This window comes from Actinomadura fulvescens (assembly GCF_039533225.1).
Lineage (GTDB): Bacteria > Actinomycetota > Actinomycetes > Streptosporangiales > Streptosporangiaceae > Spirillospora > Spirillospora fulvescens.
In genome coordinates this window covers 64,515-80,252 of sequence record NZ_BAAATD010000008.1, presented here as the reverse complement: position 1 = coordinate 80,252, position 15,738 = coordinate 64,515, and the positions used below count along the sequence as shown (strand labels likewise).

20 protein-coding genes and 2 tRNA genes are annotated in these 15,738 nt (G+C 66.3%); 8 read left to right on the top strand and 14 right to left on the bottom strand.

Going from position 1 to position 15,738, the window contains the following annotated elements; all coding sequences use genetic code 11:
- Positions 1 to 204: 204 nt before the first annotated feature.
- Positions 205 to 282: transfer RNA gene (locus ABD333_RS28015), tRNA-Asp, on the top strand.
- 18 nt (positions 283 to 300) lie between these two features.
- A tRNA-Phe gene (locus ABD333_RS28010) sits at positions 301 to 374 on the top strand.
- 86 nt (positions 375 to 460) lie between these two features.
- Here ABD333_RS28010 and ABD333_RS28005 read toward each other — a convergent pair.
- From ABD333_RS28005 to ABD333_RS27960, 10 genes are all read right to left on the bottom strand, one after another.
- The gene (locus tag ABD333_RS28005; RefSeq protein ID WP_344545497.1) at positions 461 to 1,822 is read right to left on the bottom strand and encodes a tyrosine-type recombinase/integrase; all 1,362 of its coding nucleotides are present in this window, start codon (positions 1,820 to 1,822) and stop codon (positions 461 to 463) included.
- Positions 1,822 to 2,001, bottom strand: a complete 180-nt coding sequence (locus ABD333_RS28000) for a helix-turn-helix domain-containing protein (RefSeq protein WP_344545496.1) — start codon at positions 1,999 to 2,001, stop codon at positions 1,822 to 1,824. Before ABD333_RS28000 ends, ABD333_RS28005 begins: the two co-directional genes overlap by 1 nt.
- Before the next feature lie 19 nt (positions 2,002 to 2,020).
- Complete coding sequence (locus ABD333_RS27995) at positions 2,021 to 3,427, bottom strand: replication initiator (RefSeq protein ID WP_344545495.1); 1,407 nt, start codon at positions 3,425 to 3,427, stop codon at positions 2,021 to 2,023.
- Between the two features lie 108 nt (positions 3,428 to 3,535).
- A complete protein-coding gene (locus ABD333_RS27990) occupies positions 3,536 to 3,688 on the bottom strand; it encodes a hypothetical protein (RefSeq protein ID WP_344545494.1) in 153 nt (50 codons plus the stop codon).
- 14 nt (positions 3,689 to 3,702) lie between these two features.
- Positions 3,703 to 3,984, bottom strand: a complete 282-nt coding sequence (locus tag ABD333_RS27985) for a hypothetical protein (RefSeq protein ID WP_344545493.1) — start codon at positions 3,982 to 3,984, stop codon at positions 3,703 to 3,705.
- Positions 3,984 to 4,376, bottom strand: coding sequence for a hypothetical protein (locus tag ABD333_RS27980; protein ID WP_344545492.1), 393 nt, complete (start codon positions 4,374 to 4,376; stop codon positions 3,984 to 3,986). Before ABD333_RS27980 ends, ABD333_RS27985 begins: the two co-directional genes overlap by 1 nt.
- A gap of 17 nt (positions 4,377 to 4,393) precedes the next feature.
- Complete coding sequence (locus tag ABD333_RS27975) at positions 4,394 to 5,146, bottom strand: DUF2637 domain-containing protein (RefSeq protein WP_344545491.1); 753 nt, start codon at positions 5,144 to 5,146, stop codon at positions 4,394 to 4,396.
- Positions 5,143 to 5,391, bottom strand: coding sequence for a hypothetical protein (locus ABD333_RS27970; protein ID WP_344545490.1), 249 nt, complete (start codon positions 5,389 to 5,391; stop codon positions 5,143 to 5,145). The genes ABD333_RS27975 and ABD333_RS27970 overlap by 4 nt, the downstream gene beginning before the upstream one ends.
- Positions 5,392 to 5,476: 85 nt before the next feature.
- Positions 5,477 to 6,820, bottom strand: a complete 1,344-nt coding sequence (locus ABD333_RS27965) for an FtsK/SpoIIIE domain-containing protein (RefSeq protein ID WP_344545489.1) — start codon at positions 6,818 to 6,820, stop codon at positions 5,477 to 5,479.
- On the bottom strand, positions 6,820 to 7,155 hold the full coding sequence (locus ABD333_RS27960; protein ID WP_344545488.1) for an SCO3933 family regulatory protein: 336 nt from the start codon (positions 7,153 to 7,155) through the stop codon (positions 6,820 to 6,822). The genes ABD333_RS27965 and ABD333_RS27960 overlap by 1 nt, the downstream gene beginning before the upstream one ends.
- A gap of 127 nt (positions 7,156 to 7,282) precedes the next feature.
- Between ABD333_RS27960 and ABD333_RS27955 the strand changes: the two genes are divergently transcribed.
- The gene (locus ABD333_RS27955) at positions 7,283 to 7,666 is read left to right on the top strand and encodes a GntR family transcriptional regulator (protein ID WP_344545487.1); all 384 of its coding nucleotides are present in this window, start codon (positions 7,283 to 7,285) and stop codon (positions 7,664 to 7,666) included.
- Positions 7,667 to 7,837: 171 nt separating this feature from the next.
- On the opposite strand, the gene ABD333_RS27950 is transcribed toward ABD333_RS27955, so the two are convergent.
- Both ABD333_RS27950 and ABD333_RS27945 read right to left on the bottom strand, forming a co-directional pair.
- Positions 7,838 to 8,161: a hypothetical protein gene (locus ABD333_RS27950; protein WP_344545486.1), complete on the bottom strand. Its 324-nt coding sequence runs from the start codon at positions 8,159 to 8,161 to the stop codon at positions 7,838 to 7,840.
- A 314-nt stretch (positions 8,162 to 8,475) separates the two neighbouring features.
- Positions 8,476 to 9,126: a hypothetical protein gene (locus ABD333_RS27945; protein WP_344545485.1), complete on the bottom strand. Its 651-nt coding sequence runs from the start codon at positions 9,124 to 9,126 to the stop codon at positions 8,476 to 8,478.
- Between the two features lie 464 nt (positions 9,127 to 9,590).
- On the opposite strand from ABD333_RS27945, the gene ABD333_RS27940 reads away from it, so the two are divergent.
- The gene (locus ABD333_RS27940; RefSeq protein WP_344545484.1) at positions 9,591 to 10,370 is read left to right on the top strand and encodes an aminotransferase class IV family protein; all 780 of its coding nucleotides are present in this window, start codon (positions 9,591 to 9,593) and stop codon (positions 10,368 to 10,370) included.
- A 23-nt stretch (positions 10,371 to 10,393) separates the two neighbouring features.
- Complete coding sequence (locus ABD333_RS27935) at positions 10,394 to 11,383, top strand: SUMF1/EgtB/PvdO family nonheme iron enzyme (RefSeq protein WP_344545483.1); 990 nt, start codon at positions 10,394 to 10,396, stop codon at positions 11,381 to 11,383.
- A 161-nt stretch (positions 11,384 to 11,544) separates the two neighbouring features.
- On the opposite strand, the gene ABD333_RS27930 is transcribed toward ABD333_RS27935, so the two are convergent.
- Positions 11,545 to 12,300, bottom strand: a complete 756-nt coding sequence (locus ABD333_RS27930; protein WP_344545482.1) for a hypothetical protein — start codon at positions 12,298 to 12,300, stop codon at positions 11,545 to 11,547.
- A 260-nt stretch (positions 12,301 to 12,560) separates the two neighbouring features.
- Between ABD333_RS27930 and ABD333_RS27925 the strand changes: the two genes are divergently transcribed.
- The 3 genes from ABD333_RS27925 (at position 12,561) to ABD333_RS27915 (ending at position 15,330) form a co-directional block, all read left to right on the top strand.
- Complete coding sequence (locus tag ABD333_RS27925) at positions 12,561 to 13,178, top strand: NYN domain-containing protein (RefSeq protein WP_344545481.1); 618 nt, start codon at positions 12,561 to 12,563, stop codon at positions 13,176 to 13,178.
- Between the two features lie 467 nt (positions 13,179 to 13,645).
- Positions 13,646 to 14,128 (top strand): DUF6166 domain-containing protein, encoded by a 483-nt coding sequence (locus ABD333_RS27920; RefSeq protein ID WP_344545480.1) that lies wholly within the window; start codon positions 13,646 to 13,648, stop codon positions 14,126 to 14,128.
- Positions 14,129 to 14,394: 266 nt separating this feature from the next.
- Entirely contained in the window at positions 14,395 to 15,330 is a 936-nt protein-coding gene (locus ABD333_RS27915) for a tyrosine-type recombinase/integrase (protein WP_344545479.1), read from the top strand.
- Positions 15,331 to 15,380: 50 nt separating this feature from the next.
- Here ABD333_RS27915 and ABD333_RS27910 read toward each other — a convergent pair whose 3' ends face one another.
- The gene (locus ABD333_RS27910; RefSeq protein ID WP_344545478.1) at positions 15,381 to 15,611 is read right to left on the bottom strand and encodes a hypothetical protein; all 231 of its coding nucleotides are present in this window, start codon (positions 15,609 to 15,611) and stop codon (positions 15,381 to 15,383) included.
- Between the last annotated feature and the right edge of the window lie 127 nt (positions 15,612 to 15,738).

The window sequence follows — 15,738 nt, the reverse complement described above, 5'->3', positions numbered from 1 at the left end:
GCGACCTCGGCCATGGTAGAAACTTCCACCCCAAAAGCGAAAAACACCCCCAACCACCCCTCATGCCAGCCAGCCACCCTCCACGCCCCCACCCCCGAATCAAGTTGGCGCCCACCTCAGCCATCGCGTATGCTCTCGGACGTCGCCAAGAACGGCCCAGCCGGTCAGGAGACACCCCCAGAGCAGCTAAGCTCTAACCAGCAAGGTCCTGTGGAGCAGTTAGGAGTGCTCGCCACCCTGTCAAGGTGGAGGCCGCGGGTTCAAATCCCGTCAGGACCGCCAGGCGCGCACGCGCGTCATGGGCAGGTAGCTCAGTCGGTACGAGCGTCCGCCTGAAAAGCGGAAGGTCGGCGGTTCGACCCCGCCCCTGCCCACCTCTCCAAGCAGCCAAAAGGCCCCGAAGCATTCATGCTCCGGGGCCTTTTGACGGCAACCCTGACGGCAACGTCGGGCAACGACCTCAGCCGAGGGCATCCCCCAGCTTCCCGAGCGCTGCCCGCTTCTCCTCAAGCGACGTGTGGGCGTAGATCGTCATCGTGACCTCAATGTCCGAGTGCCCGACGATCTCCCGGACGACATCGGGAGCCACGCCCAGGTGCAGGAGCAGCGACACGCAGGTGTGCCGGATGTCATGGAACCGGACCGCCTCCAGCCCAGCCGCTTCGCGTACCCGGCCCCAGCTACGGCGCAGGTTGTCCGGTTCCATGGGCGTGCCGAGGCGTGACGGGAAGACGAGGCTGTGATCTTGCCAGTTCGGCCACGCGTCCGCCTGCTCCTCCGCTTGCCGGGCACGGTGTTCGGCCAGGGCGGCGATGCAGAGCGCCGGCAACGGGACGGTGCGTTCTGAGTCGACGGTCTTCGGCCGGACGAACTGGAGACCTCCGCCGACCCGCTGGAGCGTCTGGACGACTTCCAGAGTGCCGCTTTCAACTCCGAGGCCAGAGCATCTCTCGCAGTCGGGGCCGTCGATCTCGCCGCCCTCCCCCGCACAGGCTCGGCATGTCACAAGGGTGACGTCGTCCCAGCGGAGGCCAAGCAGTTCGCCACGGCGGAGGCCGAGGCAGAGCGCCAGGACGTACAGCGCGTGGAGGCGTTCGTCCTTAGCGGCCTGGAGGACTGCGCGCGCCTGGTCGACCGAGAGGCCCCGGTTGACCCGGTACTTAGGTGTGGAGACCTTGACCAGCTTGGCAACATTGCGGGGCACGACTTCCTCTCGGACGGCCGATTCCAGGGCGTTGCGGAGTACGGCGTGGATCGACTGGACCATGCGGATGGACATGAGCGACTCGCAGCACTCCCCGCCTTTGCGAGCACAGCAGCGCGGAACGTCGCGGGCAGCGTCCACCCCGTGCTTGCAGCACAGGCATTGCGCACGGACGCGGGAGACGAAGGCCCTCACGTCACGTGCAGCAAGCTTGCCGAGCCTCTTGGTGCCCAGTTCAGGGATGAGGTAGAGCCGGATCACGCTCTCGTACCCCTGGACCGTTTTGGGCTTTCGTTCGGGACGGACCACGTGTTCCAGCCAGTACGTGAGGTACTGAGCGATGGTCCAGCTCTCCGCAGCGACCGGGATGCCCTGGTCGGCTTGCTCCAGGACCTTCGTCAGCTTCGTGCGGACTTCCGCATGGGTGCGCCCGTACACCCGGACACGCTTCAAGGTGCCTGCCGTGGTGGGCACGAAGGCTGCACCCTCGTACCTGCCGTCCTTGCGCTGGTAGATCGTTCCTTCCCCGTTAGCTCGCTTGCGCGAGCGGGAGCGACGGGGCTTGGCGTCTTTCGGGTCTTCCGGTTCCTCGGGGAAGGCGAGAGCAACGACGGCCATCAGGCGGCAACCTCCGAGAGCAGTTCGAGGCATTCATCAAGTGCGGCGACAGGTACGAGACGACGACGGCCGATCTTGACCGTCCGGAGCTGGTTGGAGCGGATGAGGTTGTAGAGGGACCACCGGCTCACGCGGAGCCTTTCGGCGGCCTCGTCAACCGTGAGCAGGAGAGGGGTCATCGAGACCTTTCGTCCGAGGTCACAGCGAGTCGGGGAACTTGGCGCCGACGCGGGTGGAGTCGGGCGCGGGGAGTTGTCTGCCGGTAAGGGCGGCGGTGACGAGTGCTTCGGCGCGGGTGAGTCCTTGGCCGTGGAAGCGCCATTCGGCGACGACGTGGACTTGGGCGGGGTCGATGTCGCCTGGTGGTTGCCAGCCGGGTTGTTGCTGGCGGATGTAGTCGATGCGGGCTTGGCGGAGCGCGCCGAGGGTGGTGGAGTAGCGGCGGGATTTGGTGGAGAAGTGGCCCCGGAAGCCGAGCATGTGAGCCCAGGCGGTGAGCCGCAGTTCGGCCAGCTCTTCCAGTGCGCCGAGTCGCAAGCAGGTCAGCATGAGTCGCCGGGCGTGTCCGGTGACTGGCAGCCGTTCAAGGTCTTCGCTCGGCGTGATGCGGCGGTCCAGGGTGCCCAGGCATTCGGTGGCTTTGGTGGCGTACTTGGCGATGTAGCCCGCGACCGCCGTCTCGGTGAGGTCGCCGGAGGTGGTGATGGCGCGTACGTCGACCTGAGCGCCCCAGTCCAGCGCGCGGGCAGGCGCGTCAGGGGCGCCAGGTGAGGTGATCGAGACCGCTCCGGCCGCGTGGCGGACGGCGTCCTGCAGAAGGTCGAAGGTCGCCCATGCGGGTGGCGGGGAGGTAGGCCCGTCCGGGCCGTCGAAGCGGATGACGGCGTGGAAGTGCACGACGCCGCGTCGCTGGTATTCGGCGACCTTGGCGAACGACACCGTCAGCGCGTCCCGGAACTCTTGCTGTGTGAGTCCGGCGGCGCGCGCCAGGTGGCGGCGAAGTGCCAGGGTGAAGCGCCGCCATAGCTCTGGCGCCAGGGCGTTGAACAGCACCGAGCCGGTGTAGTCGTAGCAGTCGGCGCACAGCGGTTCGCCGAGGCGGGGGTCATCTGTGGTGTGCCGGGTGGTGCAGGAGGGCGTGACGCCGTGTGGGCAGGCGGTGGCGTCGCGGCGGGGGTGGCAGGGCTGGATGCGTCCGTCTTTGATGCGGCGGGTGTGGACGGGGCCGAAGGAGGGTGCGGTGAGGGTGACGAATGCGGCCGGATGGGCGGTGACGGTGTCGGGGACGTTTTTGCCGCCGACCAGGCCCGCGCGGATGAGTTGGTAGGTGTCGGCGCGGTAGATCTCGGCGCAGGCCGGGCAGCGGGAGGCCCGGCGGGTCTTGCATGCGACCGGTAGCGCGCCGTCTGGCTCGGAGTCGGTGGTGTAGTGGTGCAGGCTTTCGCCGGTGGTGGCGTGAACGTGGTCGACGGTGCCCTTGAGGTAGACCGGTTGCGCGCATCCTCCGGTGGCGCGGGCACGGGCGGCCCACTGGTCGAAGTCAAAGCGGCCCAGGATGCCCGCCATCAGGCGGGCGTCTTCTGGAGTTACCAGGGTGCTCGACACGGTCGACAGGTCTCCTTTGCTCGGAGGTGGTTTCTGGGGTGCGACCCGACGTGGCCGCAAGCGAGGGCTGGTGTGCGACCACGGCGGGGCGGGCTCTTGGCGGTGGCGTCAGAGGGCGGAGGCGAACGCGGCGAGGGCGTCGGCGATGAGGGTCAGGCCGTCGAAGATGGCATTGACGGTGGTGGCGGCGGCGGTGGGGTGGCGGAGCAGGAACAGGAACAGGACGATCCAGAAGCAGGCGAGCAGGCAGTAGCGGCGCATCGCAGTTCCTCGGGTCAGCAGTTGCCGTAGCCGTTGCAGTGGGGGCAGGTGTCGCCGTAGGAGTCCAGGCCGCCGCCACCGCAGTTGCAGCACTGCCACCACTCCACCGGCGGGACCAGCGGCCGGGGGAACGCCACCGACACCCCGGTTCCGGTCTCTTGGGCGGTGACCTCAGCCGACCCGCACTCGGCGCAGGACGGGCCGACGCGGCGGGCCAGCATGACCGTCCAGTTGGTGTCAGCGGAGGCGTTGCACACTCGGCACCGCAGCCGCCACGCGAAGGTTTGAGTGGTCATCAGGCGGCCCGCCCCTCCGCCGGGCCGTCGACCTGGATGTTTCTGGCGTAGCTGTACACGGCGTCGTGGCGTTGCTTGGCGCGGGTGGGGATGTGGACGACCCGGTAGCGGATGCGGCCGAATCGTTTGGTCGCGGTGTAGTGGCCATCGCGCGCGGTGTCGTCTTCGACCGGCACGCCGAGCAGCGCGGCCAGCCGGTCTACCTCGGTACGGGCAGCGGCATCGCAGTCGTTGCGCACGTAGACGGTGAAGTTCTCGCCGTACTCGTCGACCGGGACTTGGGGGTTGGCTTCCAGGAAGGCGGCCAGGTCGACCAGGCCGTTGATGATCTGGTGGCGGGCGAACAGGTCGCCGGGGACGACGGGGCGGTTGGGGGTGGTGGGGTTGGTCATGGGGGTCTCTCCTTGGGTCAGGCGGCGGTGTCGGTGCGGACGTGGCGCAGCAGGTCAGAGGCAAGCTGGTTGGACACCCCGAGCCGCGCGCGCAGGGTGTCGCGGGTGATGGGGCGTCCGTGCTTGGTCTGGTGTTCGTCGGCCACGCGCCGCGCGAAGGCGACGAGCTGAGGCGCCGGGGTCGATCCCGCCGAGGACGGTGGCGTGGAGTCGGGGACGGGCAACCTGGTCTGCTCGTCCTGCCGTCCGGTGGCCGGGACGGCGGGAAGTTCAGGACGAGGACCGTCCTGCTTCTGCCGGGACGAGCCGGGCTCGGCGTGGTGGCCGAAGGACGGCGGCGCCGCCATCGCGACCGAGGGCACCGCGGATTCCGACTCAGTCCGTTCGGACCGGGTGGAGCGGCGTTCGAGCATGGAGACGGCGACCAGGAAGGCGCCGGCGGGGGTGGCGGCGGTGATCCAGCCCCAAGCGGTGGGGTTGGCTTGGGCCAGGTTGGCGGCCAGGGAGAGCAGGATGCCGCCGACCAGGACCAGCGTCGGCCACGACAACCGTGCGGTCTCACGTTCCAGGCGCTTGTCTCGTTGGCGTTCGCGAGCGGCCATGACACACGTGAGGTCGATGCAGACCGCGATCGCCCAGGCCATCCACCCGTGCTGGCCGTGCTCGTCAGCGGTGTCACGGATGTGGGTGAACGACCCAGCCGCCGCGATGGCGGCCAGCACCAGGACCGGCCCGGAGTCAGCGACCGTCCCGGCAAGGCGGCGGGTCATGCCGCCCGCCCAGAGGTGGTCTGGTCGAGCAGCGCGACCAGCTCTAGGTCACAGCGGTGGCTGTCGGCCCACCAGTCGGCGCGGTGAAGCAGCGGAGAGGTGTAGGTGTCGGTGCAGCGCGCGCAGTGCGCGATGTGCAGTCCCCGGAAGTCGTCCCATTCCACGTCCGGGACGGGAACGACCGGCGAGGACGGCGAGGACGGCAGGACGGGACGGGGACGAAGCGCGATCACGATGGTGGTCACGAGTGCCTCCAGGGCGGTTTGTGGCATGGGTCGGGTAGGGACGTGGCGCGATCACGGGGCGCCAGGCCCGAAGGAAAGCGAGGGGTTATGCGGCGGCGGTGAGGTCGCGGCCGATCAACTCATCCCAGGCCGGGGCGAGCGTGGCGTAGGCGTAGGCGGCGGCTTCGGCGGCCTCTTCGCTCACGTACTCGGACCGGGCGCGATGCCAAGTGCCGTCTTGTCCGGCGGCGATGGCGACGCCGGGTGCTTCGGCGGGAATCAGTCGGGCCGCGTCGAGGGCGGCGGGGTCGAGGTCACCGAGCGCCATGTTGGCGGTTTCGGGGTCGTTCACTCGATGGCAGATGCGGCCGGAAAGCTGTGCACGCAGGGCAGTGACGCCGGGGCCGAGGTCGGAGCCGATGCGCTGGCCGCAGATGATGAGGTAGACGGCGAACGCGCGGCCGAGCTGCACGATCCGCAGCAGTGCCGTTCCGGTGCGCGCGACCTCGTCTTTCTCGGACTTGTCGGCCATGAGGAACAGTTCGGCAACCTCGTCCACCAGCGCGACGATCGGCATCGGCCGCAGCTCTTCGGGCAGCTTCCAGACGTTGCGGGCGCCGTGGGTGCGGCACAGCGCCATCCGGTTGTGCACCTCACCGAGCAGGTCTTCCAGCAGGTCGACCGATTCCTTGCGGTTGGTGGCCAGCGCCGACAGGCGCGGCGCGTAGGGGGTGAACTCCACGCCGCCCTTGAGGTCGAACCCGACCAGCGCGACCGGCTGGGGCGCCAGTTCTTTGATGATGGCGTTGCACAGGTTGGATTTGCCCGATTGGGTGGCGCCGACGTTGATCCAGTGCGGCACCGCCCGAAAGTCGATCACCCACGGTTCACCGTTCTCCAGGTTGCCCAGCCGCACCACCAGCAGCTCCCCCGACCAGCCACCAGACGGGGCAATGTGCACCAGCGGATCCCGGCGCGTGGCCAGCAGCGTGATCTTCCCCGGCTTGCGCGCCAGGACCCGCACACCGTGCACACGCCAGGCATGGGCGAGGCGTTCGGCGGCTTTGGCGTAGTCGTCGGGGATCTGCCCGTCGTGCAGCTTGACCCGCACCCGCCACCCGTACGGCGTCGGCAGCACCAGCCCGAGCCGTGGCGCCTGCTCGACATCCACGCGCCGGACGCGCCGTTTGTACTCCACCACGTTCGCGGCTGACCGCGCCGCCGGACCGACGACCGGGAGAGCGTCCAGGGTGACGCGGAAGGCGCGCTTGCTACGGGTGAGCTTGCAGCCTGAAGTGACCGCACGCCAGGTCAGGTAGACGTGCACGACGCGGAGCGGGTAGCCGATGCCGTACCAGAACGACAGCGGGTGCCAGTGGCGCCAGGCCCAGAGCCCGGCCGCCGCAGCGGCCAGGACCCCGAGCACCAGGTAACCGGTCTGCACGTCCATCAGGCAGCCGCCGCAACGGTCGCCGGAACGATCTGCTCGGCGCGGAAGGAGACGCCCGCGCGCTTTTCGCCGTTGATGGTCTGCTCCCAATAGAAGCCGACCAGTCCGACCGGGTTGACGATCTGGCCGATGGTGACACCGGGGTCACCGGTCACAGCGACGTTCACCAGGTCGACGCGGCCCATCTCGTTGGCGGCCGACAGACCGACCTGGTAGACGTCGTTGCCCTCCTTGTCTCGCTTGATCTCGCCGGTGTCCTGGTTGATCAACTTGGGGCGTGGCGGGGAGACACACACGAAGGTCAGGGCCGAAGTGTCGACGGGGATGTTGCGCATTGCCCCTCCAGGGGTCGAGGTTCCTTGCCTACATACAAAGATACCTAGGTATGTTGTGAAGTCAAGCGAGTGGCCGATAATTTCCTCAGGTACCTAGAGACCTAGGAGCGGGCGTACACTGGCTGACATGGGAAAAGGCCCGGTTGACCGACGCAAGCCGTACGTCCGCATCGCTGATGGCTTGCGGGAGGAGATCGCAACGGGACGGTATCCGGTGGGGGAGACGCTTCCTCCGGCCGGTCAGATCGCCGACCAGTACGGCGTCTCCGGGATGACCGTGAGCAACGCGATCGCGGTGCTCAAGGAAGAGGGTCTAGTGATGACGCGCCAGGGAGCCCGAGGGGCGACGGTGATCGCCACGCCAGGGGACGTAGGTGCCGAGACAGGCGGCCCGCAGGAACGAAGCGAGGAGTTCAACCTCCTCTTCTCGCACCTGCAAGACATACGGACCCAGGTTCGCCGTCTCTCCAAGCGGCTCGACGAGATCGACGAGCGTACGAAGGGTTCGTAGCGCTGTTCCGGGCCGGGCAGCGGCTTCTAGGCGCGATGACGCTTGAGACGGAATTGCCGCAACGGCGCCGGCTGACTCCCTTCGGTCGCCCCTTCGGGGTGGCCTACGGCCATCGGCCGACCCCGACCGTGTCAGCGAAGAGGGAAGCCGCGGCCCTCATCTCGCCGCCGCTCACGGCCGAGGGATCGGGATGACGACCCCAGCGCGAGGTCGAGTCTCGGGATCGTTGAGGAACGGATCGGTGTACCTGAGGTCGTGTCGCAGTTCGTACTCCCAGGGCCAGGGACGGCCGATGACTTCCAGGCAGCAGGCCCCGGTTTCGCGGGCGAACTCGACCCAGCGCGGATGAGACCGGCGTTCGAAGCGGTGCCCCTCCAGGGTGAACACGATCCTGTCCAAGCCGACCAAGTCCACCGCGAAGGGCAGCCGATCCAGGTCCGGATGCCGGTTCACCGTGCCCACCAGCATCCCGGGGACGGCCAGGTAACGCGCCATCAACTTCCTTGCATGGCGGGCTTCGGCGGGTGAGTACGGCACGGCGAAGAGATGCAAGAAGGGGAACCCGCTCGATGGGTTCAGGCCCTGTATGCCTTTGGAGATGCCGCACAGAAGTGCGAGCGTCCCATCAAGGCTCTGCGGTGGCTCTGCGCTCCGGCGCCTAGATCCCTGTGCTCTCCTGTGCCGGGCTGACCTCGTCATGTTGCTGGCTCCATGTCAGCCGCCGCCCAGCAGGAAGCCCCAGACCAGCCCGAACACCAGGCAGGCCGCCCCATAGCCGGTCAGTGTCAGCGCCATTGGGAGAAGGCCGCTCACGAGTCAGCCCCCATCTCGTAAGCGATCTCGACGACCGCCGCGCCAGAGGCCGAGACCGGGGCGATCCTCATGCCGTCGTTCGCCCAGATGAACCACCAGGTCTCACCGAGCCGATCGCAGCCGATGTTCTGAGTCAGGCCGCGCCCGCCGGCCGCGCCGACATAGGTCACGTTCACGAGTGCGACGCCGTACTGCTCCACCAGGCCAGCAGCCAACTTCGGATGCGCGTTGATTCTCAGGCACAGCGCTTCCAGGTGCTGCCGTCGAGGGTTGGTGACTGCCGGTGCATCAGCCGTCGTTCCTCGTCTGCGCTCAAAGCTCATGTTGATTCCTGATCGTCGTCCGTCTGTTCGGGAAAGCTCACAGGCGCATGTGCGCGTGCGTTCGCCTAGGGGACTGTGCAAGCCCGCCTCTTTCACCAGCGCCGCCCGCAGGTCGTCCGAAGTGCGCTCCATGAGCGTGGGAGAGACCCCGACCTCTGGGTCATGGAGCGTCGCGAGCCATTCACCCGGACGGCCATCGCTGCTTCGCCGAGAGCGCCAGATCTTCCAGCCAGAGAACTCCGCCTGTAGCTCGTCCAGGGTGCGGCGATCCGCCAGATCCTTGGCCTTGCGAGCTGCACGCCCCAGGTCCGCCGTCTTCTTCATCCGTTCCTCCAGGGCCGGGGGCGGGACCGGTGATGCGGGGTGTAGCCGTCCTCCTCACAGCCCGCACGGGGACCCGAGCCGGGAGACTGGCCGCCTACTCGTCACCGGCCCCGCCGCTTCTCACGCTGACCGGGGTTGCTCCGCGTAGGTCGGACCGAGGATCCGAGCAGCGAGATCGACCGTCCGGTGTTGAAGCTCATGCAGCTCTGCCGTGACCTCGGCAAGCTGCTCTAGGAGAAGCTGGCGTTCCTCTTCGGTCAGACTGATGGGCCTCGTTCCCACCTGGTTGACGGTGCGAGGGCGCACAAGTTTCACAACGTTGGTGTCTGAGCGCGGTGAGCTGGTCATAGTCCGAGCTTGCTCACCCGCAGCGCCCTTACCAATGTCCTGGCACTGCCTCAGCACTGAACTTTCACTGCACCCACCCCTGTGATCAGGCAATCGGTGCTGACAGACTCAAGGCCATGGCCGAACTGAACGGTGCACCAGTCAGTCAGGACGAACTCAAGGCTCTCGCCCTGGTGAACTATGGACACTTCACCTCTATGCGCGTGGAGAATCAGGGGATACGTGGCTATTCGCACCACATTGAGCGCCTCGTTCGTGACTGCCGGACCCTCTTCGGCGCCGACCTGAACAGGGACCAGGTGCGCGAGTACGTTCGCCAGGCCATCTCAGGACGAGAAGGAGCGTTCGTCGTTCGCGTGACGGTCTTTGACCCGGCCCTCGAACTGGGGCGCCCCGGCGGCCCGGCCGAACCCAACGTGCTCGTCACCACGCGCCCCGCAGGGTCACTTCCAGCATCGCCCTTGCGCGTGCAGACCGCCACCTACGTGAGGGATCTGCCCGAGGTCAAGCATGTGGGCTTGTTCGGTGCACTCTGGCACCGCCGCAACGCCCAGCTCGACGGATTCGACGACTGCCTGTTCACCGATGCCGACTCATTCGTGTCTGAGGGCGCCACGTGGAACGTCGGATTCTTCGACGGTCACCAGGTCGTATGGCCCAACGCCGAGATTCTGCTCGGCGTCACGATGCGCCTGATCCAGCAGGTCCACGAGGCGACGTCCCTCGCACCGGTCAACATCTCTGACCTCCCGCGCATGGAAGCAGCATTCGCCACCAACACCGCCATCGGCGTGCGTGCGATAACGGCCATCAACGACGTCGAGTTTCCCGGCGAGCATCCGATCCTGGAGACGCTCCGCAAGGAGTACGAAGAGATCCCCGCCGAAGCCGTCTGAGCGCACCCACGGAGACTCACGAGATGCCCCCCACAGTTCAGCGTTGGTCCGGCCTGGAAGCCCGTGCACTGCGTGAGGCCAAACGAGCCAGTCAGAGAGACTTCGCCGCAGAGGTCGGTGTTAGCGAGCGCCTGATAGCCAAGTGGGAGAAGGGCGGCGAGAAGATGATCCCGCGCCCGGTAAACCAGCAAGCCCTTGACGACATCCTTGCGGCAGCCAGCATCGAGGTTCAGACGCGCTTCGCCGAGATGGTCGGCTTGACTCCGTCGCCCGCGTCCCCGCAAGATCCGGGCGTGACCTCCGAGCAGTCAGCACAGCCTGAGTCTGAAGAGTCCATCCCCGTCGGGGACGAAGACCAAGTCAGGCACCCCGTAGACGGCAAGCTCATGACCCTCGTCCCCGCCGGCGTCTACTTCGCAGGCCCGGACAACGAACCTGCCTACGTGCCCGCGTTCTACATCGACGTGTTCCCGACCACCAACGTCGACTACGCCCGGTTCCTCTCAGCGACCGACGCCAAGCCGCCGCAGCACTGGGAGAACGGCGAGATGCCCGCGACGCTGTCAGACCACCCCGTGGTCTTCGTCACCTGGCACGACGCCAACGCCTATGCGCAGTGGTCAGCCAAGAGCCTGCCGACGAGCAAGCAATGGGAGAAGGCCGCCCGAGGCACCCGAGGCGACATCTACCCCTGGGGCAACCAGCGGACCCCGGCCAAGTGCAACTGCCGCGAGGGCGGCAAGCGCAGCACCACCCCCGTCGACTGCTACGCCAGCGGCGTAAGCCCCTACGGCGTCTACGACATGTGCGGCAACACCTGGGAATGGTGCTCCACCGAGTCCGAACCAGGCCGCTACGAACTCAAGGGCAGCGCCTTCACCAGCCCGTTCCTGCGCTGCACCCCATCCACCTTCAACGACGCAGCCGCCGACATGCTCGACGACGACACAGGCTTCCGCTGCGTCACCCCAGCCGAAACCATGCGAGCCCTCCTAGCAGTCCAAAGCCGGTAGCCCAGACACCGGCCAAGCCACCCGGATGAGAACTTTCATTACGTCTTCAAGGGCGCCGCTCCGCCGCGCCGGCGGCCGCCCGCCCCGGCGCGCCGGGCGTGCGGCCTGTTCCGTCCGGTCCCGCCGCGCCGGGCCGACCGTCCGCTCGTGGCCCTCTAGCTCTAAGAGTCTTCCGACTCCACGACTAGGCCCGGCTTCATAGCATCGAGCACACGGATAAATTGCTGCCAAGCAGCCTCGCTGATCGGGAACTGGGCGGTGATTGCCACGGACATCCCGCCTACCAGCGGAATTGGGATGGTGGTGCCGTCAACGGCAGTCGGGGTCACCGTGGATGCGGAGGGCGTCGGGCTGGGAGATCGTTCCTGTACAGCCGCTTCGTCGTGTCGCAGCGGAGCCACGCTCTCAGCAGGGGCCGTTGGTTCCTCATCCAATCCAGCGAAGGCGAGAGTCTTTTTGTACTGACTTATGAAGTCATCGGCCCCCGACTCGGTGAAGTTCCTCGTCATGATCAGCTCATGCTTCAACGAAGCGTCGGAGGGCAGCGAAGCCCCATACTTGTCGTACAGCTCCTTATGGATACGTGGCAGGAGCGCAGCCATACGGATCGACCCAGTTGGCTGCGGGTTTAGCAGGATCTCCAGAGCCAAATCGGTAAGCCGAGCCATACGTCTGTCGCGCGCCCCCTCGTCAGCTAGCAGGCCAAACTTCTTGAGGGCCGCGATGCTGGTGTTGGACGAGGAGGTGCCGAACTTGTAGCCCCAGTGCGCCGCGATCGTCGCTACAGGCGCAGCATGACGCTTCTCGATGTCGTAGAGCTTCTTCGCTCGCTGGATGGCTACATCCAGCGAAATCCCCGGGTAGCTTGGGCTCCTGCTGCGCTTGACTCCTCCCGAAGGAGATTCGGTAGCTGCCATAGTTCGAGCTTAGCATCCATATAGCTCCAGGTCCGGAGCTATATGTCGAGCTACGGTTGCGTAACTTGGCTTTGCGGGAGTAGCTTCTTGGTGAGCGAGTAGCCCTAGTGACGGGGGGCTGTGGCCAGCTTATGGCGGCAGCGCCAAAAGAAACGACCCTCGGCGAAGCCGAGGGTCGTCGGGCCAGGGGCGTGAACCCCTGGCGGGGTATGGCCACATCATACGGTCCTCAGGGCCGTCTAGCAAGAAGGCTGAGACCGGTGAGCGCCACAGAACGTGTTGTTGCCTATATTGATGGCTTCAACCTTTACTTTGGTATACGCGCGAAGGGGCGTCGCCACCTCTGGCTCGATCTGGAGGCCCTGGTCAAGAGCCTCCTCTCGTCTCAGCAGCAACTCGTTGCCATAAGGTACTTCACGGCTAGTGTGCGCAACGACCCCCCGGCTGAGCAGCGCCAGCAGCTCTATCTCAACGCTCTGTCGGCCCACAGCAGCAAGGTTGAGATCAGGCTGGGGCGTTTCCAGGAGAAGACCAAGCAGTGTCGAGCATGTCGGTCGTCCTGGTCAGAGTACGAGGAGAAGGAGACTGACGTCTCACTGGCTGTCTCTCTCGTGGAAGACGGTGTTAACGGGTTGTACGACACGGCCCTGATCGTTTCGGCCGACAGCGACATGTGTCCTGCGGTGCGGGCGATCAAGCGCCTTCGTCCCTCCGTCAGGGTAGTTGCAGCGCTGCCGCCAAAGCGGAGATCATTTGCCCTCCAGGGGCTCTGTGATGCGACCATTCCGATCGGTATGGCGAAGGTCCGTCAGTCGCAGCTTCCTGAGCAGGTCACTGCTGGCAGCCAGTCCTATGCACGTCCATCCCACTGGCGGTAAGCGGGCCGGTCTGGAAAGTGTGCCCTCGGGGTCTCCTACTGATCACGGCGGAGGATGCTCGGCTCGGCTACCCACTGGGCGTGCCCGAAGCGGGGGCTTCGCAGCCCCCAGCCCCCCGCGGGCCGGAGGGTACGCCCGCGCGAAACTGTCTGTCACACCGTCTCGCCGTTCGCGCGGGCGCACCCTCCGGTACGGCGTGCCTGCTAACGCGAGTGCTAACAACGGTCCTGAATGACCTTGGACAGGCGTGGACGTGCGGGAGGCTGCGCCGCTGGTCAGAGGATGAATGTGGATGGACCTGGATGCCTCTGATCTTGCTACGGATCAGACGGTGTCGACGCAGTGTGCTGCTCCGGTTCGGAGCTATACCCCTTTGTGGGCGGGACCGTGATGCTGGTTGCTCTGTGATCATCCAGTCACTTGACGTACCCTTGCCATCGCAGTTGCGCTCGCTTGGAGGACCGTTCATGGTCAGTTGGACATACGACGAAGATCGCGTCTATCACGGCTTCCGCAGCGAGGATGGCGGCTCGCTTATTGATGTGGAGTTGGCTGAGTTCGGGCCCACGGAACGCACGGGCGTTTACGTGCTGCGCACGCTGGAGGAGTCAGCGGAAGTAGGCGGCAACCGCTTCGGATGGGGTTACAACGGTGGCGGTACCAGCGCGGCAGCTCACGAGATCCTGGCCGATGCACTCGGCCAGAAGCCATCTGAGCGGTTGCGGGAAGACTTCTGTGAAGACGTTCTGTCACAGATGAGCACGGAGTTCCGACTCCGCAGGGGCGCCGTCTTGCGGTGGGTTCGTGGCTGGGCCGCCGAGCACGAAGCTCAGGGCCTGCCGCCGGCCGTCGAGCAGTTGCCGCCCATCGACCGCTCGGCGTACGGGAAGCGGCCCCCTGCCATCCAGCAGGAGCAGAAGCGGCGTGTTTTTGGAAAGGGTGCCAGCTAGCAGAGGCTGAGGTCCCACCCAGCGCACGCGAGAATGACGGCAACGTTGACGGCAACAAGGGCAACCGACCGACACCACGGGCGCACGTCGGGCACCGTCTGACCTCGGTCGAAGGGGTGGCCGCAGGGTGGTTGCTACTCCTGAAAAGCGGAAGGTCGGCGGTTCGACCCCGCCCCTGCCCACCTGGATCTCTGACCAGCGGTTATGTCGATAACGGGTTCATAGCCCCGGTGTACACCGCTGGAACAGAGGAAAACTTTCTGGCGATGGGTACTTCCACCCGGCGGCCGAAGAACCTCAAGGCAGGGTTCTTCCAGGCTGCGATCAACTCCTTCACGCTCCATCTCAACGCTGAAGGCAAGTCCCCCAAGACCGTCCGCACCTACGCCGAAGCAGCGCAGTGGTTCGCCGCGGAGCACCTCCGCAAGACCGACCACGACGACTGGGAAGACGTCACCGCCGACGACGTCCGCGCCTGGATGGTCTGGCTGCTCACCTACTCCGACAGCTACGCCAACAACCAGTACCGGGCGCTCCAGCAGTTCTTCAAGTGGTGGTCCACCGACGAAGAGCTGCCCGACCCGATGGCCAAGCTCCGCCCGCCCTCGGTCAGCGAGAAGGTCGTCCCCGTCTTCACCGCAGAGGAGCTCAACAAGCTCCTCAAGACCTGCGAAGGCAAGACCTTCGTCCAGCGCCGCGACCACGCCATCCTCACCCTGTTCAAAGAGACGGGCCTGCGCCTCTCCGAGCTGGCCGGCATCAAGTACGACCCCGAGGATCCCGACCGCAGCGACCTGGACCTGCTGCGCCGCGAAGTCCTGGTCACCGGCAAGGGCAACAAGCAACGCATCGTCCGCTTCGGGCACAACGCCGCCCGATCCATCGACCGCTACACCCGAGTCCGCAGCAAGCACACCTACGCCTCCAACCGACACCTCTGGCTGGGCATGAACAACCGCCCACCGATGACCGCCAACGGCATCTACCAGATGGTCGTCCGCCGCGGCGAAGAGTGCGGCGTGACCGTCCACCCGCACAAGTTCCGGCACCACTTCTCCCACACCTGGCTCGACAAGGGCGGCGCCGAGGGAGACCTGATGGAACTCAACGGCTGGTCCTCACCTCTCATGCTGCGCCGCTACGGCAAGAGCGCCGCAAGCACCAGAGCCCGCCGCACCTACGACCGCATCATGGAGGACTGACCCACCAAGCCGAAGCCCCGGGCACCAGCCCGGGGCTTCGACATGTCAGCTCACTTCCGCTTGCGAGCCTGCGCCGACCGCTTCGCCAGCTTCAGCATGTAGGCCCGCTTGGCCAGCTCGGCACGCTCTCGCCGCTCCTCCGGCGCCAGAACGCCGTCGGGGTCGACCTCTCGCTCGAACCGGGCGAGGAACGCATCCCTCGCCGGCGACGTCCTCTTCCTCCTGTCACGCGTCCTGCTCCAGGACACCAGCACAGCGATCCGCTTATCGATCTCGGACACGTCACCTGCCTCTCATCGACGTGGGACGCTCCGCTCGGAGCCTCATGGATCCACTCGCTCTCGGCAGCACATGGAGTTGTTTGACTTTGTTTGCGCTCTATATTCTCCCACCAGCGAGCTCCCAGGG